The sequence below is a fragment of the Streptomyces sp. NPDC058525 genome (assembly GCF_042719495.1).
Classification (GTDB): domain Bacteria; phylum Actinomycetota; class Actinomycetes; order Streptomycetales; family Streptomycetaceae; genus Streptomyces.
Genome location: NZ_JBHXNP010000134.1, coordinates 1 through 21,207 on the forward strand (window position 1 = coordinate 1; position 21,207 = coordinate 21,207).

At 69.5% G+C, this 21,207-nt stretch carries 18 protein-coding genes and 2 pseudogenes; 9 read left to right on the forward strand and 11 right to left on the reverse strand.

Annotated features, from left to right (window positions below; translation table 11 throughout):
* Positions 1–228 precede the first annotated feature (228 nt).
* Positions 229–2,238 carry a spermidine synthase gene (locus ACFWP3_RS37915; RefSeq protein WP_384230563.1) on the forward strand — a complete coding sequence of 670 codons (2,010 nt, stop codon included), beginning with the start codon at positions 229–231 and terminating at the stop codon, positions 2,236–2,238.
* A gap of 325 nt (positions 2,239–2,563) precedes the next feature.
* On the opposite strand, the gene ACFWP3_RS37920 is transcribed toward ACFWP3_RS37915, so the two are convergent.
* From ACFWP3_RS37920 to ACFWP3_RS37930, 3 genes are all read right to left on the reverse strand, one after another.
* Positions 2,564–2,854 (reverse strand): hypothetical protein, encoded by a 291-nt coding sequence (locus ACFWP3_RS37920; protein WP_384230566.1) that lies wholly within the window; start codon positions 2,852–2,854, stop codon positions 2,564–2,566.
* Positions 2,855–3,170: 316 nt separating this feature from the next.
* Positions 3,171–3,872, reverse strand: coding sequence for an aminoglycoside phosphotransferase family protein (locus tag ACFWP3_RS37925; RefSeq protein ID WP_384230569.1), 702 nt, complete (start codon positions 3,870–3,872; stop codon positions 3,171–3,173).
* A 466-nt stretch (positions 3,873–4,338) separates the two neighbouring features.
* Positions 4,339–5,610, reverse strand: a complete 1,272-nt coding sequence (locus ACFWP3_RS37930) for a hypothetical protein (RefSeq protein ID WP_384230572.1) — start codon at positions 5,608–5,610, stop codon at positions 4,339–4,341.
* 337 nt (positions 5,611–5,947) lie between these two features.
* Here ACFWP3_RS37930 and ACFWP3_RS37935 point away from each other — a divergent pair, with 337 nt between their 5' ends.
* Complete coding sequence (locus ACFWP3_RS37935; protein ID WP_384230575.1) at positions 5,948–6,481, forward strand: hypothetical protein; 534 nt, start codon at positions 5,948–5,950, stop codon at positions 6,479–6,481.
* A gap of 137 nt (positions 6,482–6,618) precedes the next feature.
* On the opposite strand, the gene ACFWP3_RS37940 is transcribed toward ACFWP3_RS37935, so the two are convergent.
* The 4 genes from ACFWP3_RS37940 to ACFWP3_RS37955 all read right to left on the reverse strand — a co-directional run bounded on the left by ACFWP3_RS37940 (position 6,619) and on the right by ACFWP3_RS37955 (position 10,474).
* Positions 6,619–7,002 carry a hypothetical protein gene (locus ACFWP3_RS37940; RefSeq protein ID WP_384230578.1) on the reverse strand — a complete coding sequence of 128 codons (384 nt, stop codon included), beginning with the start codon at positions 7,000–7,002 and terminating at the stop codon, positions 6,619–6,621.
* Complete coding sequence (locus tag ACFWP3_RS37945; protein ID WP_384230607.1) at positions 6,999–7,706, reverse strand: ABC transporter ATP-binding protein; 708 nt, start codon at positions 7,704–7,706, stop codon at positions 6,999–7,001. The genes ACFWP3_RS37940 and ACFWP3_RS37945 overlap by 4 nt, the downstream gene beginning before the upstream one ends.
* Positions 7,707–7,711: 5 nt before the next feature.
* A complete protein-coding gene (locus ACFWP3_RS37950; protein WP_384230581.1) occupies positions 7,712–9,055 on the reverse strand; it encodes an FtsX-like permease family protein in 1,344 nt (447 codons plus the stop codon).
* Between the two features lie 144 nt (positions 9,056–9,199).
* Entirely contained in the window at positions 9,200–10,474 is a 1,275-nt protein-coding gene (locus tag ACFWP3_RS37955; protein ID WP_384230584.1) for an ABC transporter permease, read from the reverse strand.
* Between the two features lie 161 nt (positions 10,475–10,635).
* Between ACFWP3_RS37955 and ACFWP3_RS37960 the strand changes: the two genes are divergently transcribed.
* Entirely contained in the window at positions 10,636–11,298 is a 663-nt protein-coding gene (locus ACFWP3_RS37960; RefSeq protein ID WP_384230587.1) for a response regulator transcription factor, read from the forward strand.
* Entirely contained in the window at positions 11,289–12,512 is a 1,224-nt protein-coding gene (locus ACFWP3_RS37965; protein ID WP_384230589.1) for a sensor histidine kinase, read from the forward strand. Before ACFWP3_RS37960 ends, ACFWP3_RS37965 begins: the two co-directional genes overlap by 10 nt.
* 917 nt (positions 12,513–13,429) lie before the next feature.
* Here ACFWP3_RS37965 and ACFWP3_RS37970 read toward each other — a convergent pair.
* Both ACFWP3_RS37970 and ACFWP3_RS37975 read right to left on the reverse strand, forming a co-directional pair.
* On the reverse strand, positions 13,430–13,645 hold the full coding sequence (locus ACFWP3_RS37970) for a hypothetical protein (RefSeq protein ID WP_384230592.1): 216 nt from the start codon (positions 13,643–13,645) through the stop codon (positions 13,430–13,432).
* 207 nt (positions 13,646–13,852) lie between these two features.
* Complete coding sequence (locus ACFWP3_RS37975; protein WP_384230595.1) at positions 13,853–14,284, reverse strand: hypothetical protein; 432 nt, start codon at positions 14,282–14,284, stop codon at positions 13,853–13,855.
* A 10-nt stretch (positions 14,285–14,294) separates the two neighbouring features.
* Here ACFWP3_RS37975 and ACFWP3_RS37980 point away from each other — a divergent pair, with 10 nt between their 5' ends.
* Positions 14,295–14,525, forward strand: a complete 231-nt coding sequence (locus tag ACFWP3_RS37980) for a hypothetical protein (RefSeq protein ID WP_384230597.1) — start codon at positions 14,295–14,297, stop codon at positions 14,523–14,525.
* Positions 14,526–14,815: 290 nt separating this feature from the next.
* On the opposite strand, the gene ACFWP3_RS37985 is transcribed toward ACFWP3_RS37980, so the two are convergent.
* A complete protein-coding gene (locus ACFWP3_RS37985) occupies positions 14,816–16,978 on the reverse strand; it encodes a prolyl oligopeptidase family serine peptidase (protein WP_384230599.1) in 2,163 nt (720 codons plus the stop codon).
* A gap of 1,126 nt (positions 16,979–18,104) precedes the next feature.
* Here ACFWP3_RS37985 and ACFWP3_RS37990 point away from each other — a divergent pair.
* Positions 18,105–18,667 (forward strand): annotated as a pseudogene (locus tag ACFWP3_RS37990) (IS5 family transposase); the annotation flags it as partial.
* A 342-nt stretch (positions 18,668–19,009) separates the two neighbouring features.
* Positions 19,010–19,351: a hypothetical protein gene (locus tag ACFWP3_RS37995; protein ID WP_384230602.1), complete on the forward strand. Its 342-nt coding sequence runs from the start codon at positions 19,010–19,012 to the stop codon at positions 19,349–19,351.
* Between the two features lie 405 nt (positions 19,352–19,756).
* On the opposite strand, the gene ACFWP3_RS38000 is transcribed toward ACFWP3_RS37995, so the two are convergent.
* A complete protein-coding gene (locus ACFWP3_RS38000) occupies positions 19,757–20,017 on the reverse strand; it encodes a hypothetical protein (RefSeq protein ID WP_384230604.1) in 261 nt (86 codons plus the stop codon).
* A 555-nt stretch (positions 20,018–20,572) separates the two neighbouring features.
* Between ACFWP3_RS38000 and ACFWP3_RS38005 the strand changes: the two are divergent.
* Both ACFWP3_RS38005 and ACFWP3_RS38010 read left to right on the forward strand, forming a co-directional pair.
* Positions 20,573–20,740 (forward strand): annotated as a pseudogene (locus ACFWP3_RS38005) (hypothetical protein); the annotation flags it as partial.
* Positions 20,741–20,775: 35 nt separating this feature from the next.
* Positions 20,776–21,081 (forward strand): RCC1-like domain-containing protein, encoded by a 306-nt coding sequence (locus tag ACFWP3_RS38010; RefSeq protein ID WP_384230609.1) that lies wholly within the window; start codon positions 20,776–20,778, stop codon positions 21,079–21,081.
* Positions 21,082–21,207: the final 126 nt, after the last annotated feature.

Genomic DNA, 21,207 nt, shown 5'->3' on the forward strand with positions numbered 1-21,207 from the left:
CTTGCCCTGACCGCAGCCATCTGGCACATCCGCGCCACCGGAACACCGGAACACCGGAACACCGGAACACCCATCATCTGATCACTCGATGCCTACGACCACTGACCAGCACTTCGGACTTACTCGTCCAGGGGATGCAGGACGCCGATCCGGGCGGGCAGCCATCCGCGTCACGACACCGGCAAGCCATCCGGCGCCCCGCCGCCGGAGGTGGCACTCTCAGCACACATGAAGCGGAGCGGAACCGGACAAACCGACAGATCGGTGCGCTGGCGGCTGATGCTGGCCAGCGCCACCATGCTCTTCGTCGAGCTGGCGCTGATCAGATGGGCAGGCGCCAACGTCGTCCACCTCAGCTACTTTTCGAACTTCATCCTGCTGGGGTCGTTCCTCGGCATCGGCCTTGGGTTCCTGATCCCCGCCGAGCGCGGGCAGTGGCTCAATCGCTGGGCGCCGGTCCCGCTCGCGCTCCTCGTCGTCCTGGTGCGCGAGTATCCGGTGCAGGTGCGTCAGAGCAGCAGCCAGGTCCTCTACTTCACCTCGGTGAGGACCACCGGCTTCCCCGAGTGGGTGACGCTGCCGGCCATCTTCCTGCTGACCGCCGTGATCATGACGGCGATCGGCAAGATCACCGCCGATCTCTTCCGCCGGCTCCGCCCGCTCGACGCCTACCGCTACGACCTGCTCGGTAGCCTCACCGGCTCGGTGTCCTTCGCCCTGCTGTGCTGGCTCCGCGCTCCGTCGGTCGTGTGGGGCGTGGTCGCGGCCGCGGCCCTGCTGGTCATCGGCGGACGGCGCAACATCCTGCGGTACGTAATCCCCCTCGCGGCGATGGTCGCCGCGCTGTTCGTGGAGACGACGACGGCCGGCATCTCCTGGTCGCCTTACTACAAGGTCCAGCTCTTCAACCCGACGATCGCCGTGAACGGCATCCCGCACCAGGCCATCGTGCCGCTCCCGACGCTGATGGAGAACTCGCCCCAACGGCAGGCCTACGACCGGACGCCCGACAATCCGCACAAGCGCGTCCTGGTTATCGGAGCCGGCAACGGCAACGACGTCGCGGTCGCGCTGGCGAACGGGGCGGAGCGCGTGGACGCGGTCGAGATCGATCCCCGGCTGCAGGAGATCGGCGCGGACCTGCACCCGGCGAGGCCGTACGACAACCCCCGGGTGCACGTCCACATCGATGACGGGCGGTCCTTCCTGGAGCGGACGGACACCAAGTACGACCTCGTCGTGCTGGCGCTGCCGGACTCGCTGACGCTGGTGTCCGGCGCGAGCAATCTGCGGTTGGAGAGCTATCTGTTCACCAGGCAGGCGTTCGAGGCCGCACGCGAACACCTCGCGCCGCACGGCGCGTTCGTCATGTACAACTACTATCGGCAGAGCTGGCTCGTCGACCGCTTCGCGGGCACCCTCGACGAGGTCTACGGCCACGCCCCCTGCATGTCGACGTTCGGCCAGAACGCGGCCGTACTGGTGGCCGGGATGACGGCCGCCGACCAGTCCTGCGACCAGACCTGGCAGCCCAGTGGCGTCGTCCCGGCGGCAGCGAGCGACGACTGGCCCTTCCCGTACCTGCTCCACCGGAGCATCCCCACACTCTACCTGGGCGCGCTGGGCACGATCCTGCTCGTGACGCTCCTGCTGGTACGCCTGACCGGGGTCCGGATCCGCAGCACGGTCCGCTACGCCGACATGTTCCTGCTGGGAGCGGCCTTCATGCTGCTCGAAACGAAGAACGTGATCAACTTTGCGCTCTACTTTGGTACGACCTGGCTGGTCAACGCCCTTGTCTTCATCGGCGTCCTGCTCGCCGTCCTCGCGGGGGTCGAGGTTCGGCGCCGGCTGCCGCGGGTCAACCAACCGCTGCTGCAGCTGCTCCTCTTCGCCACCCTCGCGGTGGCCTGGCTCGTCCCGGCGCAAACCGTGCTCTCGCTGCCCTTCCCCGCCCGGCTCGCCGCCGCCATCGCCCTGGCCTTCGCCCCCATCTTCTGCGCCAACCTCATCTTCTCGGACCGCCTCGCACTCGCCCCGGACCCGACCTCCGCCTTCGGCGCGAACCTGCTGGGAGCCCTGACCGGGGGCGCGCTCGAGTACCTGGCGCTGGTGACGGGCTATCAGGCACTACTGCTGGTCGTGGCCCTGCTGTACCTGGGAGCGTGCGTGGCCATGCGCTTCGCCGGGCGCTCGGCAACATCGGTGCCGGACGACGCGGTGGCCCGCCGGGACTAGGCCCCAGATCGTCCACTCCACCGCTGCCTCCGCTCCCCCATCGCCCCCCAGTATCGGAGCACTCCGAGCACACAGCGCAGAACCCCAACACGACCTTCACGACCGGCAGCCATACCGGTGCCCCGGTCGGCCAACCGTTGCGCTCACCGGCTTCCCGACGGATTAGTCAACCGTCGCGAGTGATCCACTAGCCGGGCCCTACCGGTACCGGGCACGCCGGCGCCGACCGAGGGGGCAGGTGTCAGCGAGAGCGTGCCTGCACCCGTTCCGCACACCGGGGCCCGGTACCGCTACTCCAAAACGACACCTGCGCCACAGGACCGTTTCACCACCACCCGCGCTCAGTTTCGCGATTCCGCATGGCTCTGGCCGGCCCGCGAGTGATCTCGAAGCCGTCGCGGCTGAACTCGGCGGCGATCTTCGCGAGCCGCTCGTCCCACTGCTCGTCGGGCTCGGTGGGACGGCAGTAGCGGAGCACGGCCCCGAAGGCGGTACACGCCCGCTGCACCTCCTCGTCGCTGGTCCCGTCGACGCCGTCGGCGTCGCAGTCGATGAGCTGCTTGCGCGTCCCGCTATCCGGGTTCGGTACGCAGGGGCCGCAGCGGGAGGAAGGCACTGGCGAGGCTCCCCATGCGGTCGCGGGCGATCGTCCCGAGTATGTCGGGGGCTGCCGTCACCCCGGCAGAAGCCGGACCAACCAGCGCACGGACTGGGCTAATCCGCATACTCCCTGGCCACGGGCGCCCGGAGTCCGTCAGCCGCACCGGGGGCACGGCAGCCGCGGCCAGCAGGCCACGCCCTGGCGCCCGCGCACCGGGACCTCGGCAACGTCCGCCGCCCGCCCGCCGCCCGCCCCGGAACGGCCCTTTATGGATCGTGCGGCTGAACGTGACGTCAACCGACGTGTCGGACCACGGCGAGGCAGTCGTCGCTCAGCGGTGAGCCAACTCCACGATGAACCGGGTCTCGGCGTCGGCCCGGCCCGTACAGAGCCTGGAGGCCGCATCCATGACAGCAACAGCGCGGCACCAGGCCAGTACGCGACCGGCAGTCTGGCCGGGAACCAGCGCTGCCAGTTCCTCGGCCCTCCGCTCCAGCACGGCGAACTCCTCCACTCCCGCCATCACCCAGTCCACAGCGTCGTAGTCGGGATCACCCAGCGCGGGCCGAGGGTCGATCGCGACCATCTGCTGTCCGGGCCCGGACAGCACGTTGGCCGGATGAAGATCACCGTGCACAAGTCCCATCGTGCCGCTGCCGGCGAGATCCAAGGCGGCTGCCCGAGCCCGGTCGAACACCGCCGGGGCGAACACCCCGCTCAGGCCGGCATCCGCCAGCCGGCGGTCGGTCAGCTCGAAGAGGAAGCTGACTCGGTGCGCAAGCGGCTGCAGCACAGAACCCTGTCCGCGAGCAGGGGAAGGAACGCGCAGTTCCCGCAGCAGGGCCGCGGCCTCCGGCAGACTCCAGGTGAGCTGCCTCATCGGGACTCCCGGCTTCACGTCCTCCAGTAGCAGGGCCCCGACGGCGAGATCCTGCGCCAGGAGTTTGACAACCCGCGATGTGTCGGCCCAGGCGTGCAGTGCCTCTGATTCCGCGGAAGCGATCTCGAGGTCGGGGGTGAGCTTCAGCCACACCGTTGCTCCGTCCCCCTGCTTGCAGCGGAACACCCGTGAGGTGCCGCCTCCGCCCCCGGCAAGGACAGTCAAGTTCCACCGAGCCGCCAGTTGGTCCACCAGAGCCGGCAGTTGATCACACCAGCCCAAGACTTCCGTTCCGAAGCGCACAACAAGCCGGGCACGCACCTCCGGCGGCACACAAGCCGTCCCCTCCACCACATCCCCGTTCGTCGCCGCAGGTCACCGAACGTATCAGGACACCCAGCAGCGCTCCGACGGAAATAGCAGAGCGCCGCCATGAGCGATGGGAGTGAACGTCTCGGAGGGGAACGACAGCCAGGCCATGGTGTGCTCGATCGTCCCGCGGCGGCGCCCACATCGCCCACATGCCCGCCCGGGCGCACGAGGGGCGGTGCGGGTTTGGTCGGGGTCGATGAGAAGAGCGGATTCGCGAAAACGCCACGGCCGTCACCTCCTCGGGCCGTCAGAAGCTGCCGCCGTACGACGCCCCCGGGGAGGTCGGATACGAGCCTCCCTGCCATGGGGAGGGGCTCAGCGGAGTGGGTGTTGGGAACGGGGGCGGTGGAGGCAACGGGTTCGGGCGGCCGGCCTCCCCAGCGATCTGCTCGGCGCGGCGGAGCAGCCCGTGGTCGTCCTTCCGGGTCAGGCCGAAAGCGCACAGGCGGGCACCGTCCGGGTCGAGCGCGTCGTACCGCTCCCACTGCTCGGTGAACCAGCAGAACGCGGCTTCGTCGTCGTCCCAGACCCAGCCGGTCTCCCGTACGATGCTCCGCCCCACGCGCGAGCCCCAGCGTGCCGCATGCCGGCACAGCTCCTCCCGGGCGGGGCCGACGGGCAGCCCGCGCAGGGCGCCGCGGCAGTCGGCGGCGAAACCTGCCCGGCCGCCGGATGCGGCGGCCCCCTTCAGCAGTGCGCTCACCGTCGGCTCCGGGCCATGAACGGCCAGATAGTCCGCGATCAGGTCCTCGCGCTGTGACAGGACGGCAAGCAGGGGGCCGGCGCAGGCCTCCAACGCGCCGGAGTACGAGGTGTCCTGGGGCGGGCGCAGGGGTACGTGGGGGTTGGCCTGGTGCAGGCGGAGCCGGGGCGAGGGTTCGCCGCCGTACCCGCTCCACAGTGGCTGCGGCTCCCAGCCGCGGGGCTGGGTGTACGAGGCCGGCAGGCGGAACGCCTTGCAGATGTCCAGGAGCACGATCTTCTCCAGCGCGCGCAGTAAGTGCGGTTCGGCGGTCCCGCTCAGGAACGCTCCGGCACGCGCCCGGACCGTGTCGTCCCGGTTTCTCGCGCAGGCCTCCTTGACGAACCAGAAGCCCACCGTCTCCGGGCTCGTCCACCAGTCTGAACCGGGTCGAGCGGCGGCCAGGAACGACTCCAGACGGGTCGCGCCCGCCTGTTGACCGAGGAGGAAGTCCAGTACGGGGACGTCGAGTTCCCCATCCGAGCCGCCCATATGGCCCGGCCTGTTGATCATGGCGATGACGATCGACGCGAGAAGCTCCCGATCACCGCTGACCCGGGGATCGGCCAGGGTCCTGGCGGCCTGGGCCGCGATGTCCGGATCGGGTGCGGACCGCAGGATCCGGACCAACTGCTCGACGAGGCCGGAGCCAGCCAGGCGGACAGCCTCCGGCCGGCACAGCCGGGCCGCGGCTCGACGGGCCCAGAACCCTCCCCCAGGCCTCAGAGCCCGCTCCGTCAGCACACCGATCCGATAAGCCGTCAACCGCCGCTCCATGGCCCCATCGTCCCGCCGCCTCCGCCACGGCGACAAGGCCGCGTCGGGCAGCGCTGAGCCCCGGGCACCTCGTCGCGGTGGGCGAGGATCCCGGAGCCAGGAGCGCCATAGCTGCCGGAACTGTCGGCGAGCAGCCGGTCCAGGCGTTCCCCGCTGACACTGATCTCGCCCATGACTGTTCCCTTCCCGCTGGGGCCGGCCGGTCCGTCCCCTCGTCTACGACGCTACGGACGGGCACTGACAAACAGACCCCGGCAGGGGGTTCCGGCCCCCTGCCGCCGGAGGTGGGCACCGGCGTGGTGACCGGTCCCGCAGCCGGCGTTGACCCGGCATGGACATGGACGAAGAAGACTTCCTCGGCGTACTCCTCGACGCCGCCACCGACACCCGCCTCAAGCTCCTCACCGGCGACGAAGCCAGCGCCGTCATGATGCTCCCCGGCAGCCGCGGGCCTCTGGCCGAACCCGGGCACGTCCTCGGCCCTGACGTCCAGGCGCAGCCGCCTGAACCAGACCGGATGCCGGAACACGCCGCCCCGGTCGACACCCCGGTCGGCGCTGATCTCCGCCACCGCCTCCGGGCGGACCAGGACCGCGTCCAGGACGTCACGGGACCCCCACGCGGCGGCGAACCGCACCCCGGTCCACGGGTGCCCGGAGTCGGCGGCGGGCACGTGCTCTGCGACCTGGCGGGACTGCTCCGGGCGCAGCGCAACGGTGCGGCTCACCGCGCGCAGGCGGCCAGTGGTGTCGTAGCGGCCCAGGACCGGGAGCCGCGGGCGAGCGAGGGTGCCGGTGACGGCGCCGGTGATCGCCTCAGTGGTGTCGCGTCTTCTGTGTGCCGATCAGCGCTGCCTTCTGAGCGGTGTTGATGCGCTGACCGCTTGCGAGCCCTTTCCGGTCGAGGCCGCGAGTCCCGGACACGACACGTGGGCGGGACTCGCGGCCTCGACTGGAGTATCGCCCGATCGGCCACGTGGATGGCCTGCGGGCTGGACGTTGTCCGGTGTCAGGAGCGTTTCTCCTTGGCGCCGCCTCGTGTGGATACGGGGTTGTACGACAGGCACTTCTGCACGGCCTCAGGGGGCAGCGCGGAGTTCAGGTCAAGGCCGCCGCGGGCTTTGTCCACTTTGATGTCCTGGGCTCCGTTCTGGTTGAGGCAGTCTGCGTACTCCTGCATGGACTCGAGCCAGCCGTCAGGCAGGTTGGGCGCCGGTCCGTCGTCACCGCGTACGTCGCCTCCGTCGAGGCGGCCGTTCGGCTGCTGCTGTGGCGGTGTCGGCTGGCCGCTGGTGCCCGGGGAGTCGGTCGGGGAGCTGCCGCAGGCGGCCAGAACGAGAGCGAGCAGGGGAACAGCGGCTGTTGTCAGGACGGCGCGGGTGGGGGTTTTCATCGGGTGTTCACCTGCTCCGTGAGCTTGCCCTTGCGGAGGTTGAGGATGCGGTCGGACTGGGCTGCCAGTTGCTGGGAGTGGGTGACGACGACCACACACTTGTCCTGCTGGTGGGCGAGGTCGCGGAAGGTGTCGATGATGCCTTGGGCGGTGTCCTCGTCGAGGTTTCCGGTGGGTTCGTCGGCGAAGAGGATGTCGACGTCGCAGGCGAGGGCGCGAGCGATGGCGACGCGCTGTTGCTGGCCGCCGGAGAGCTGCATGACGTTGCGGGTGGCCATCGCCTTGTCGAGGCCGATGTTCTCCAGGAGCCGCAGGGCGTGGGCTTTGCGGCTTCCGGTGTCGGGTTTGGCTCCGGTGATCTCCATGGCGGTGGTGACGTTCTGGAGGGCGGTCATATAGGTGAGGAGGTTGTACTGCTGGAAGATCGTGGCGGCGTGCTTGTTGCGGTAGCGGCCGAGGCCGAACTTGGTGAGGTCTTGTCCGTTGAAGTTGATGGTGCCCTGGGTGGGGGTGTCGAGGCCGCTGGCGAGGGAGAGCAGGGTGGTCTTGCCGCTGCCGGAGGGCCCGAGGATGGTGTAGAAGGTGCCGCGTTCGAAGGTGTAGTCGATGTGCTTCAGGACGGTGGTTCGGCGGCGCTGGCCGGAGTAGGTGTGGCTGATCCCGGTGAGCTGCAGGACCTGTGGGACCGTGGTGGGGGTGGTCATGGCGGTCACTTGCCCTTCGTGAGGATGGTGCGGGGGCTCAGGCGCAGTACGGAAGCGGCCGGGATGGCTGTGGCGAGGAGACCGATGCCCAGCCCGATGCCGCCAACGGCAGCGACGTCTGACGGGTTGAGCGCGACGGTGATCTTGCTGATGAGGTCGGCGTTTCCCACGGGCCGGTCGTTCGGGTCGATGCCCTGGTCGAGTCCGGTGCTGCCCGGGGCCGGGGGCTTCCAGGAGCCGAGCTTCTCCGCGGCGGCGGAGGCTTCCCTGGCGAGCAGGGCCTGGCCGGCGCTCTGGGTCAGTTGCGGGGCGAACAGGGAGCTCACACCGATGGCGATGGCAGCGACGACCAGGATCTCCAGGATCTGCTGGGCGATGAGCTTGCTCTTCTTCTCCCCCATGGCCAGCAGGACACCGTACTCGGTGCGGCGCTGCTTGACGGCGAGGTTGACCAGGAGGGCGAGTACGGCGGCGCCGGCGAGGCCCATCAGCCACATGGCGACGGTGGCGGTGGAGCGGATGCTCTTGAGGGGGCCGGTCATCTGCTGGACAGCCTTGTCGTTGGCGTCCAGCTTGAAGCCGGTGAGCGCCTTGCCCGCGAGCTGCTTCGCCTCGCTCTTGAACGCGTCTTGTGCGTCGGCGTCGTTCAAGAGGAACGTCGCCTTGCTGACCTTGCGCGGGCCGTTGCTCTCGGAGTCGAGTGCGGAGAGGCCTCCCACTGTTGCGTAGAGCATGTTGGCCGGGCTGATGTGGTACTCGGGGTCGGGGTCGGTGGTGGGGCGGGGGTCGCGGTAGATGCCGCCGATCGTGAACTCGCCGGTGGTCTTCTCGTCGTTGCCGGTGAGGGTGATCTTGTCGCCGACCTTGAGGCCGTTCTGCTTGGCCAGGCGCTCCTCGATCAGGAGTTGTTTCTTGTCCTTGTCGGCGGCCGTGATGTGCGCGCCGGACAGGAGGGTGGATTTGCCGCTGCGGAAGTCGGGGAGCAGCGAGGAGTCCAGGACGCCCATGCCCATGGTTGCGCCGGGGGTATCGTCCATGGGGCCCTTGGGTACGCCGTCGACGAGTTTGTTCTTGCCGGTGAGGATGGCGCGGTCCCACATGGAGTAGGTGTACTTCTGCACCTGGGGCAGGGAGCCGATCTCGTCGACGGTCGCGGTCTCGATACTCGGCGCCTGCATCTGGGCAGCTTGAGTCATCTGGCTCATGTCCATGTCGAGGTTGACCTCGGCGCCGACCGAGCGTTTGGCGTCTTGTTCGGCCCGTGCCGTCGCGCCGTTGATCAGGACACCGGCCAGCACCATCACGGAGATGACGAGGAAGGTGGCCAGGGTGATCAGGGTGCGGCTCATGCGGCCCCACAGGCTGAGCCCTGCTCGTTTGACGAAGTTCATGGGAATCGGCTTTCTCGGTCCATGCCGGCGGTTGACCCGTCTGGTGAGTGTTCGGTGAGGGAACCGGAGAGGCGGTGCGGCTGTTCGGTGCCGGTGATGGGGCTATTCGGCGTCGGTGAGGATGGAGCGGGGGTGGAGGCGCAGGATCCCGATGCCCGGGATGACGGTGGAGACCAGCGAGATGCCCAGCGCGATGCCAGCGACCTTGCCCACATCGGCCGCCTCGACCCGCACCGTGGGCGGAGCGATCCCGTCTTCCGGCGTGCGGGCGACTGAGGCCGGCTGGTCGTCCTGGCGCCCCAGGAACGCGTCACCCGCGGGCTGTCCGGCGATCGAGCCGGCCAGTGCTGCGAGCGCGACGGCGGGCAGGGCCACGGCCGCCACCTCGACGGCGTGCTGGCCGATGAGCTTCCACTTCTTTTCGCCCATCGAGAGGAGCACTCCGAGTTCGGACCGTCGCTCGCGGATCTGCAGCATCACGATGAGGCCGAGGATCAGGGCGCCGGCCAGGGCGATCACCCAGACCAGCAGTCCCGCGAACGTCCCGACCCGCTGGATTGGCAGGACCTGGTCCTTGAACGCCTTTTCGTTGACGCGGAAGTCGAAGCCGCCCTTGCCCAGGAGTTTCTCGGTCTCGGCGTGGAGCTGCTTTGCCTGGTCCGGCGAGCCGATCTTGAGGACCGCCTCACGGACCGTTGCGGTCCCGGAGCCCAGTTTCTGCGCGGTGGCAACCGGGACGTACAGGGTGTTGCCGGGCAGTTCATTGGGCGCGACCCACAGAGTCGGGTCCTGTGCCGGGTTCTGAAAGATTCCGACGACCGTCACGGCCGTGGTCTGCTTGCCGTCCGCGGAGCGCACCGTCACGGTGTCGCCCACCTCCAGCTTGTTCTTCTCGGCCAGGCGCTGCTCGATCACCGCGACATCGCGGCCGTTGTCGGCCGGGGTGATGCCGCGGCCTGCCGTGATCTTCGTCGAGCCGTAGGAGAAGGGCAGGAGCATGCCCGAGTCGCGCACGCCGTTCACCGCCAGCGCGTCGTTCGCCTTCTCCCCGTCCGCGGCGCCTCCCGGCTCCGGGACCTGCGACGTCAACGGCGTCAAGCCCTGTGCGCCGGCCCGTACCGGAACCTCCGCGTTGTAGCGGTGTACCGGGCCCAGGGCGCCCAGCCGGTCGGCAAGAGCCTGGGTGAGGCCCTCCTTCCTGACGGTCACATCGACGCCGATGGTGCGCTGCGCGTCGGCTTCCTGGCGGGCGGCGGCGGCCTTCAGCAGGAAGCCGCCGAGGAGCAGGGCGCAGATGACGAGGAAGATCGCGAGCAGGGCGGCGGTCTTGGATTTTCTGGCACCAAGGCTCGTCCCGGCACGTTTGACGAAGTTCATGCCGATGACGAAAGCAGCCCGCTGTTTACTGGGAAGTAAGCGTGTTACAGCGGCATAAGGACTTGATCTCGCGAGCCGTCCGGTCACCCCCTTGATCAGCTTGCGGCAGGCGGCGTCGCGTCCTTATCCGGCTGTAATCGTGATCTTGGTTTCCTGGATACATGAGAGTCCTAGTAGCCGAAGACCACCGTGTCCTGGCCCGCACCATCGCCACCGGTCTTCGCCGCCAGGCGATGGCCGTGGACATCGCCGGCGCGGGCGACGAGGCCGAGCGGATGTGTCTGCTCACCCCCTACGACGTGCTCATCCTGGACCGCGACCTGCCGGTCGTGAGCGGTGACGAGGTCTGCAGACGGCTGCGCGAACTGACCGACCCGCCCTTGATCCTGATGCTCACCGCGGCCGGTGAGCTCACAGACAGGATCTACGGCCTCACCGAACTCGGTGCCGACGACTACCTGGCCAAACCCTTCGACTTCACCGAGCTCGTCGCCCGCGTAAGAGCACTGAGCCGGCGCGCCCCCAAGCCGCCCCCGTCCCTGCTGCACTTCAGGAACATCACCCTCGACCTGACGCGCCGCGAAGTGACCGTGCAGGGAGCAACGCTGGAGCTGTCCGCAAAGGAGACCGCGGTCCTGCGCCTGCTCATGCAGGCCGGCGGAGCACCGGTGGCCCACGACGACATCGTCCGCACGGTCTGGGACCAGCACCGCGACACGGGCACCGGCGTGGTCCGCACCACCATCAGCCGCCTGCGCGGCAAACTCGGCGACTCCTGCCTGATCCTCACCGACAAGGGAGCGGGATACCGGCTGTGCGACTGATCCCCCGAACGCTGCTCAACCCTCGGGCCCTGCTGAACAGGCTGCCCTTCCGCACCCGCCTCGCCCTGGCCTTCTCCGGACTCTTCCTCCTCACCGGCGTCCTCCTCCTCTCCTTCGTCGTAGTCCTCGCACGCTACGGAACAGCCCAGCAGGTCCAGGGCATCACGGTCATCTACCAGGACGCGCCCATCGAGCAGAGGACCCCCGCCGAACCCGTAGACCCACTCCCCACCCGACCCGACGACATCCCCGAACCCCCGAGGAACAGCGCATACATCCAGAAGATCGACCAGACGGTTCAGGCCGTCCAGGACACCGCATTGCGCCAGATGATGCTCTGGTCTGCCATCGGGCTGCTCGTCATGGCCCTGATCGCCGGATTCCTCGGCTGGTGGCTCGCCGGACGAGCCCTGCGCCCCGTCGCCTCCATGACCGAAGCCGCCCGCCGCATCAGCGAACAGAACCTCCACCAGCGCCTCGCGCTCACCGGCCCCGACGACGAACTCCACCGCCTCGCCGACACCTTCGACACCATGCTCGACCGGCTCGAGCGGTCCTTCGAGAGCCAGCGCCGCTTCGTCGCCAACGCCTCCCACGAACTCAAAACACCCCTCGCCGTCCAGCGCACCACCCTCCAGGTCGGCCTCGCCGACCCTCTCCCCGACGGCCTCACCGAAGTCCGTGAAGACCTCCTCGACTCCAACCGGGAAGCGGAGCAGCTCATCAATGCCCTCCTGCTCCTGGCCCGCAGCGACCGCGGACTGGAGAAGAAGGAACCCGTGGACCTGGCGGCCACCACCCGGCTTGTGACTGCCGAGCTCACCCCGCTGGCAGCCGTGGCGGGCCTGCGTCTCGACACCGGCACGGCCGACTGCGACGTCCCGCTGATCGTTCCCGGTGACCCGGTCCTGCTGCGCCACCTGCTGACCAACCTGATCCGCAACGCGATCCAGTACAACCACCCAGGCGGCCACGTCCTCGTACGCCTCAGCACCTCCACCGTGACGGTGACCAACACCGGCCCCGACATCCCCGCCGACCGCATCCCCGACCTCTTCGAGCCCTTCCGCCGCCTCGAACAAGACCGCATCGCCACCACCGGGCACGGCCTGGGACTCTCCATCGCCACCTCCATCGCCCAAGCCCACCACGCCACCCTCACAGCTCGCCCCGGCCCGCAGGGCGGACTCGAACTCACCCTGCGCTTCCCCTGAACACCGGCGACGGCAGGACCGTCATTCCGCGCGGCCGCGGGCCAGAACAGGGGCGTCGAAGGCCGCATTCCTGCGGCCGAGAGCGACTGCTTCGACGCGTGGAGCCACGTCGGCCGCGCCGGAACCCACCGCGCGATGGTGCCGTACCGCCCCGAATCGGCCCTGATCCAGGGAGCGGAGCCGTACGTGCGCCGACGTGCCGACGACAAGGAAACCAACCTGGCGAGGCTGCCGCCCCGCCCGAGGGGGTTCCGGGTAGGAGGCCCGCACCCGCGCGGGCTCCGCCGCCGACGGCAGACGGCCGAGCGCGAGGGCGGTCCTGCCCACTCCCCCGGTGCCGAAAGAGAGAGGTTTCCCGCAGGCTGGCTGTCCAACTTGCTGCGGCGCGCAAGTGGGAGCGTTCGCCCTCGGCCAGCACCGCAAGGCCCACAGCTACGCATGGCGCAACGCAGGGGACGGCGGCACACACTGCGTCACACCCGACAAGCGGTACGGCTGACCCGCGGCATACACCACCCAGATAATCGAACACGCGTTGGAGGGGGGACGCGCCCGCAGCCAGGAGCAGCGCGCCATGACCTCCCCCACCCCCACCGCCAGACCGCAGGTCGACTGGCCACCTGGCCGCGTTCACGGACCGGACCGGGCAGCCACCGCGCCGACCCCTCCCGCGCCGCGCGAAACCGGCACCCTGATCCCGCCTGGCGGCCGGCCGCCTGCCCGGCAGCGTTGATCCGCAGCCCCGGTGGCCACGGTCCTCGAAGACGGCAATGGGCGGCACCGACGTGGGCCCGCGCACGACCTAGATGTATTGACCCGGAGCGCTGTTCCGGGCGATGAAGCCGACAGCGCGCCCCGTGCGAGCGGCTAACCGTTGACCTCGTATGACATTGGCTTTCGGAATCTCGTCCGCGGTATCAAGCCCTGCGGGTGCTCGTATCCCGCCCCGTCGGCGCTCGTGGCGTGTCCCGGTCGCCGATGAGAGCGCGGCGCAGGGCGAATGCGGCGGAGGTGTCGGCGGCTTTGGAGAAGGTGCGGATCAGATGGGTGAGCTGGTGATCGTCACCGGCTCGTACGGCGGCCACGATGGCAGCGATCAGCATGGGCGCGGACGGTGACACCGGTGCGGACATGATCGGCATCCTCTCCCGCCGCCCCTGGCCCACAGCAAGACGCCTGCACGGCAAACCACCCGCCAGGGTGGAGGTCGGGCCGGAGTCGTCCAGCCCAGCGAAAGGGGGAATCGCACGACCGATGGTAAGCGCCTCCAGTAGGGGTAGGCGGCGGCGCTGTCCGGGTGCATCTCTTCGTGTCGGGCTGGGCAGGGCCGCCTGGGCGCGCTACGCCGCAATGGGCCGGTGCACTCGCAGCGCCCGCCGACCCGAGCGCGGCGGATCCGTGCGGCTGTTCTGGGGCCAGTCGCGGGTAGTGGTGCGGACGTCTCGGGGTGGGGTTCGTCGGTGTGCCGGTCGAGGCACTGGCGACGGATGCCGCGACGGCCCCTCGTTCGGCGCACCCCACCGACCGGCGAACCCCTCCAGGGCGCGGCGCTGCTGTACCTCGCGAGCGATCTGCTGCGCGAGGACGTTGCGGGCGATATACGGGGCGATGGCGGCGAGGACCAGGTGCTGGAGTTCGTCCGGCTCCAGCGTCTCCACCTCCCCCTCCCCCTGCACCGGACGCTCGATCTCGAAGCCGTAGCGGCGGGCGAAGGCCGGCCACCTCGGGTCGCCGCACTTGCCTCGGTCGCCGGGGATCCCGTACGCGCGCATCTGCTAGTAGGTGAGCAGCACCCGGGTCACCGAGCTCCAGCAGCCCGTGCGCTCCGCCCAGTCCCGGTCGGTGTCCTCACCCGAACAGTCGAAACACCACGCCAGGACGCATTCGCCCGCACAGGTCATCGTCCACGCCCGCGACGGACACATCCGCACCGCATACGCCTACGCAGACACCCCCGCCGCAGCGCCCGGCGAACGCGGCCGCAAGGCCGGAGAACACGGAGGCGTCTTCTGAAAACACGAAACAGAGCTGGGCGTGGACTGGGCGTGACGCACCGCCTTGCTCGTCGTTGAGCCGGGAGGTCAGCGAAGTGGAGGCCTCGGGGCCTCGTGACCCCGGGGACCTTCGTTCCTGCGATGCACGGCATGAACACACTCCTCACCGCCGCCGAGGTGTCGGACGTCGGCCGGGTGGCGCGGCTCCTGGTGCTGGGCAGTGTCGTGCTGGCGGCGTTGTGGTGGGGAACTCGGGCTGGCGGCAGGGTTGGTTCGGGGTGCCGGGGCTGGAATCTGCCGCGGGGGCCGTCACGGCGGCACAGCAGCCTTTGCAGGCGGCCCGGACCCTGCTGTGGTCTTCGTGAGGCCGGTGTGGGCGGCGCAGAAGGCAAGCGCGTCGGCCTGGAGGCTGATCAGCAGGGATGCGGCACGGGGGCCTCCGTGGCCGACGTTCTCCTCCGTGCGTAGCAGGACGGGGCCGGCCGAGGCGGTCGCGTGCTGCAGGGCGGCTGTGAACTTCCTGATGTGGGCCTCGCCGACGCGGGGGTCGCGGCGAGGGCTGGTGAGGAGGACGGCCGGATAGCGGGTGCCGGGGGTGACGTTGTGGTACGGCGAGTAGCTGAGGAGCGTGCCGAGGTCGTCGGGGTCGGCCGGGTTGCCGAATTCCCCCAGCCACCAGGGTCCGAGACCGAAGCGGGGGTAGCGGACCATATCGGTGAGGGCGTTCGAGCAGACGGCGGCGGCGTATTGGGTGGGGTCGCGGGTGATCGCGGCAGCGACGGTGAGGCCGCTGTGCGACGATCCGCGGATGGCGAGCTGCTGCGGGGTGGTCCAGCCGTGGGCGGTGAGCCAGCGGGCTGCAGCGGAGAAGTCGGTGAAGGCGTTGGGCTTGTTCCGGCCGCTTCCGGCGGCGTGCCAAGCGGCTCCCTTCTCACCTCCGCCGCGAATGCCGGCGATGGCGTAGATGCCTCCGGCTTTGACCCAGGCCATGAGTGCGGGGCTGTAGTTCGCGGCTGCTGACAGCCCGAAGCCGCCGTAGGCGGTGAGGATCGTCGGACGGGGGCGTTCGGGTGCCCCGGTGGGCAGGATCAGGTACATCGGTATCTCGGTGCCGTCGTCCGAGCTGTAGGTCACCTGTCGCACGATGGCGCCGGTGTCGGAGTCCTCACGGGCGTCCTCACGGGCGTCCTCACGGGCGTCCTCACGGGCGTCCTCACGGGCGGGCGGGCCCGGGTGTGTGCTGTGGTCGGCCAGGGTGAACCGGTAGACGGCCGGGGCGTGGAGGAAGCTGGTGTGGATGAACCACGCGTGGTCGGGCTCGCCTGGGGCCGTGGTGAGGTTGGTCAGTGTCGCCGGGCCGGTTCCGGGTGTAGGCACAGGTGACAGGAGGCTGCCCTGGGCGTCGTACAGGCAGAGCCGGGTGCGGCCCTGTGCGGTCGTGGTGACCAGGTAGTGGAGGCGGCCGTCTTCCGGGTGGGCGAGTGCCACGCATCCGGACAGGACGTGCCCGGGCTCAGGAATGATCAAGCTGGTCCAGGAGCCGGGGGCGCGGGAGGGGTCCACCGCGCACACGCGCCCTCCCGGGGCGCCGCTGTTGGTGATCGCGTAGATCAGCCCCCGTGGCCCGAATTTGAGCAGTGCCTGGGTTCCGTCGTGGGTTCCGTCGTGTACGAGCCGGAGGGAGGGGGCGCCCGGATGTCCTCGTTCCAGGCGGGCGAGACGGACGGCATTGCCGGCCTGGGCCCCGGGCGCGCAGGTCACCGCCAGCCATGTCCCGTCCGGGCTGATCGATACCGAGAGCTGCCGCAACACCGTGTCGAAGACCACCGCGTCGTCGTGCACGGCGGTACCGAGCCGGTGCAGCCGGACCTGGCGTGACCGGCTTGCGGCGGATCCGGCCACATAGTAGAAGCCGGAATCGTCGGGCAGCCACGCCACCGGGCTGGGGCGCCCCGGCTGGAGCGGAACCTCGGTCTCGTGCCCCCCGTCCACCTCCAGCACACGCAGCTGTGGTTCTTCGCTGCCCTTCACGAACAGCTGGTAGGCCAGGAGCCGGCCCGTCCACGACGGACGCCACAGGTCGAGCGTGGTGCCGCCGGTAGGATCGACGGCCATGGGATCGAGCAGCACACGGCCGGGCCCGTCACCGTCCGCGCACATGAGAACGGGCAGTTCCTGGCCCGCCCGACGGCTCAGGAAGAACCGGCGCGTTCCTCGCTCGACGGGCGGGGACGTGATCGGGGTCAGTGAACCGCCGGCATTCGTCAGCTCCCGTAGCAGCGACCGGAACACGGAGCGCATGGGCCACGACTCAGCCTGAGCGGCACAGAGCTCTTCCTGCATGGCGAGCCATCGCCTGCACTCGGTGCTGTCACTGTCCTCGAGCCACCGGTACGGATCGGTTACACGGCGGCCGCACATCACGTCCACTCCGCCGTCCCGGGCAGCCGGGGGATACCGCAGAAGATTCATGTCACCTACTCATCGAAGATCGGTGAAGGCTCTCTCCCCGGAAGGGGGAGAGCCTTCACCGATGGATTGAAGTGAGGCCGCACTGGTTCACACCGTCGGCAGTGATTCAGTCGGCGCTCCCACGGAAGAGAGCGAACTGCCAGTCGGTGATGACAATGACCTCATCGGACGGAAACGTGTCGTAGTCCCACGGCATCTCATTCATGGTTGCTCCTTTCAGAACAGCGCTGGGCGCTGGTGTTTCGTGGTTCGGTTCAGGTCAGTTCGAGTTGTCGACGGTTAGCTTCTGCACGGCGGCCTGGACGAGTCGGCGGCGCCTTCTTGGCTTCGGATTCGTTGTGCTGTCGAGTGCCAGGTCGTGTGGTCCGGGGTCCCGCCGGATGACGCGTGTAGCGGGAACTCCGCGGGGGCGATCGCCGTCGATCGATAACCATGCCCTCGAGTCTGTGTGACGCCGCCCACAGCCCTCGTCCACCAATCGGGCCATACGTGGGATGAGGCACCACCCATCCTCGTCAGCCGCCCGGTGCCGGACCCCTGCCCGTGCCCGGACGAAGATCACGACCCCACGACCCCACGGACGGCACGGACGGCACGGACGGCACGGACGGCACGGACAACGAACGGCCCCCTACCCGCATGAACCCCCGTCGGGCCTAAACCCCCTCACGGCCCACGCAGCCAGCTCCCCCACCGGGCCCCGACTGGCGGAAGGCCCGGCCCGGAAGGGGCGTTCCCCCCGACCATCCTCCAACCGGATGACCTCTCCGACCCGCCCGCGGTCCATACGCTGAGCGGATGGTGCGAGCCGAACTGGCACCGCACCCACCGGAAACGGAAGGAGGAGCCACGTCTCCCACAATCAAGGTCCCCTACCTCGGATTCATCGCAGTCCGCACCAACGCCCCCACCCAGCCCGTGCAGGCCGGCGTCTTCTACGGCCCCTCGGCCAGCCGCCTCATCGCTCCGGGAACCACACGAACCCATTCGTGAACAGGTCCCTGGGCTCTGCGGAAAACGGGAACAACTGTCGAAGGGGTCGGCACGGCACCGACCGGACCACACACGTCCTGCCCGGGCTGGACAACGCCGCCCCGGGTCCATCGGAGATTCAGACCTCTAGGCAGGGGGCGGCGCGGAACAGAACGGACAGGACGAACGCCGGCTCATCCGGCGCAGACGCAGGCTCCGCCTGAAGGAAGCCCTGCTCGGCCGGTCCCCGGGGCGGACTCACGAGCAGAATTCATCTCGCCGCGGACCGCCGGTGTCGTCCGCTCGCGCTGGTCCTGACTGCCGGGCAGGCAGGGGACAGCCCGCAGTTCATCCCCGTGCTCGCGAAGGTGAGGGTCCGGCTGCTGGTCGGCCGTCCCCTCACGACGCCCGGTTCGGTCGCCGCGGAAGAGGCGTACTCGTCCCGCGCAACCGTTCCTACCTGAGCGAACGCGGAATCAAGGCGGTCATCCCGGAGAAACGAGCGCAGGCCGCCTACCGCAAGAAGAAGGGCGCACGAGACGGCCGGCCCATCGCCCACGACGCTGATCTCTACAAGGGAAGGAACACCGTCGAACGTCTGATCAACAAGCTGAAGGCCTGGCGAGGGATCGCCACCCGATACGACAAACCCCAGGCGGCTACCTCGTCGGCCTCCACCTCCGCGCCGCCATGATCTGGACCGACGACCTCCTCAAAGGCCCGGGTGATCACGACATTACACAGGCCCTAAGTCTCTGCCATCGGGACCTCGGTGGGTTGACGCGCGAACTGCGTGCTGCCCACGGTTGGCCCCGGGCCCGTATCGCGGGCGAGATCAACCGCACCCAGTCGACGACGACGCCCGGTGACTACGCTGCCCGTCGGGGGCGCGGCAGCATCGCGCCCAGCGGCTTCTGCCTCGCGGCGCTGCCGCGGGTCCTGGACGTGCCGTCAGCGGTGCCCTCAAGCCTGCAGCCCTTCCGGCTGGGTACGCGGACGAGACCAGCCTGAGTAGCTGCGCCCATCCGCACGGCGCGCCCCGGCCGGTCCAATGGGCTCATGAACACCTCCTGCCCCCCGAACCCTCCGGCGACCCGGCTCCCGGCCTCGCAGTGGTGGCTGGCCCCTGCCCTGCTCACCATGGCAGCGGCACTGGCCGGTGCGTGGGGCTACCGCTCCAACCCGCTGATTCACGGCTCGGCATGGCTGACCGTGCCGTACATCGTTCCGGCTGCACTCGTGACAGCCTCCTGGCGTCCCCCCACCCGCACGCACGCGAAAACCCGCGCCCTGGCCCTGGGCAGCGCCGGAGCCCTCATCGCCCTGACATACGCGCACCTGGCGACCTTCACGCTCTACACGGCAGCCCTCGTGCTTTGGGCCTTCCAGGGCGGTGGCTGACACCGGGGTGAACCAGCCGGCGGGCGCTGCGAAGGCGGCCGGCGGCCCGCACCAACCGCCATGCCGCACGACCCCGCCCCGCCCTCTCCAGTGCGCCCCGTCGCAGCACGGCGCCTCCCCCTACCGGCCGGCCCGAACCAGGTCCGGGGAGCGGCGGCAGGCGTGGACCGTGGACTCGGCCACGCACACGCCACACGCCCCAGTCCGCATGATCATCGTGCGGCTGGCGCCGTGCCGGTAGCGGAGATCGGCGATCTGCTCCAAGAGGCCGCCCGCCAAAACGTAGTCACCGACCCGGAGTCGGGTGACTCTCCAGGAAACTCACCGGTGAGGGACCTGATGAGTTGTCGGCGCGCAACTCAGCAGGAGCGAGGTGGTCCGGGAAGGGCTGACGCGGGGCAGTGGTCAGAACGCTTCGCAGGCTGTCTTGGTCTGCCCACTGGTGTCCTCGCCGCTGATCGTGACCTTGTTCTCCGGGGCGTCGTGGATGGTCAGGTTGCGGAACTGGGCGGCGTCGAGGGTGCAGGTGCCGTGGGTGCGGCTGTTGACGATGGTGTGAGTACGGCCCTCGACGGTGGTCTGGGACGAGCGCTTGAGGCGCTCGTGGGTTCCGTCGGCGGTGTCCTGGACCGTCACCGAGCGGTGGCTGTCGTTCTTGACGGGCACCGGTGCGGCGTGCGCCGTCGCGGACGTTCCCAGGATGAGCGCGGCGGCCAGGCCCCCCTGCCGTCGTGCCCGCCAACGCAAGAATGTGACGCACCTTCATATCCCGACACTCCTTCTCGCATGCCTGCGTAGGGCGCTGTGCGGGCGAGATCGCCGCAACTGGCATGGCTCTCTCGCTCGTACCGAGTCCAAACCCCCGCTGCTGCCTCCGGCCGGCACCCGTTCGGGGCGGCAGTGTGCAGCGCGCAGGGGGACGAGGCTGCAGCCGCCGGGGGCCTGGCTCTCCGCCCTCGCGCGCGGCGTGCGTCCGCCCAGCTCCGTTCCCCGACGACTCGCAACCTGTGCGCGTTGCCCCGCCCGGCAGGCGGCGGCGGCTCTGGTAGATGTGGCGCAGTCATGAGAGCGGGCACCCTGGGGAGACGGTGGCGGGCGGGGCCGATGAGAAGTGGAGTGTCATGGGGAAGTGAGCTTCCCGGCCGCCCGGCGGGCCGTGAAGATGCCGGCGGTCGGCCCTGGTAGCGGTCTTGGCGTGGTCCCCGGCCGCGTTCGCGGCCGATACCCCCGGGCGACAAGCAGAAGAACTCCGGTGCGGCGTCCCTCGCGCAGGCCTGGGGCGCCAACAGCGACGGCCAGCTCGGCAACGGCACCAACGCCGACAGTAACGTGCCTGTCACCGTCAACGGCCTGAAGAACATCACCGGGCTCGCCGCGGGCTACAACCACTGCCTGGCCCTGCTCAAGAGGAGCACAACCTCGCCCTGCGCAACTCCTGCCACTGCGCCAAGGACAAGCAGTACCAGTCCCACGGCAAGAACAGCGGCAGCGATCTCGTCTTCACCTGGGGCTACAACGGCGAAGGCGAACTCGGCAACGGCACCACCCAGGACAGCAACGTCCCCGTCGTAGCGATCACCAAGGTCAAGGACGTCACCTACATCGCCGGCGAGGCGAACACAGCCTCGCCGCGTGACCCAACCGGGACGACCCGGGCCGACGTCCCCAGCAACACCCACACCCACACCCACGGACACCAGCCGGCCATCGGCTGCAACAGAACCGGCTGAACCCGCCGGTCCGGGCCCCTCAGACGAACAGCCCCAAAGTAGGGTCCGCTTCACACCAGGCCCGGGGGGGGGCGCCCCCCCCCGCGCGGGGGGGGGGGCCCCCCCCGCGGGGGGGGGGGGGGGGGG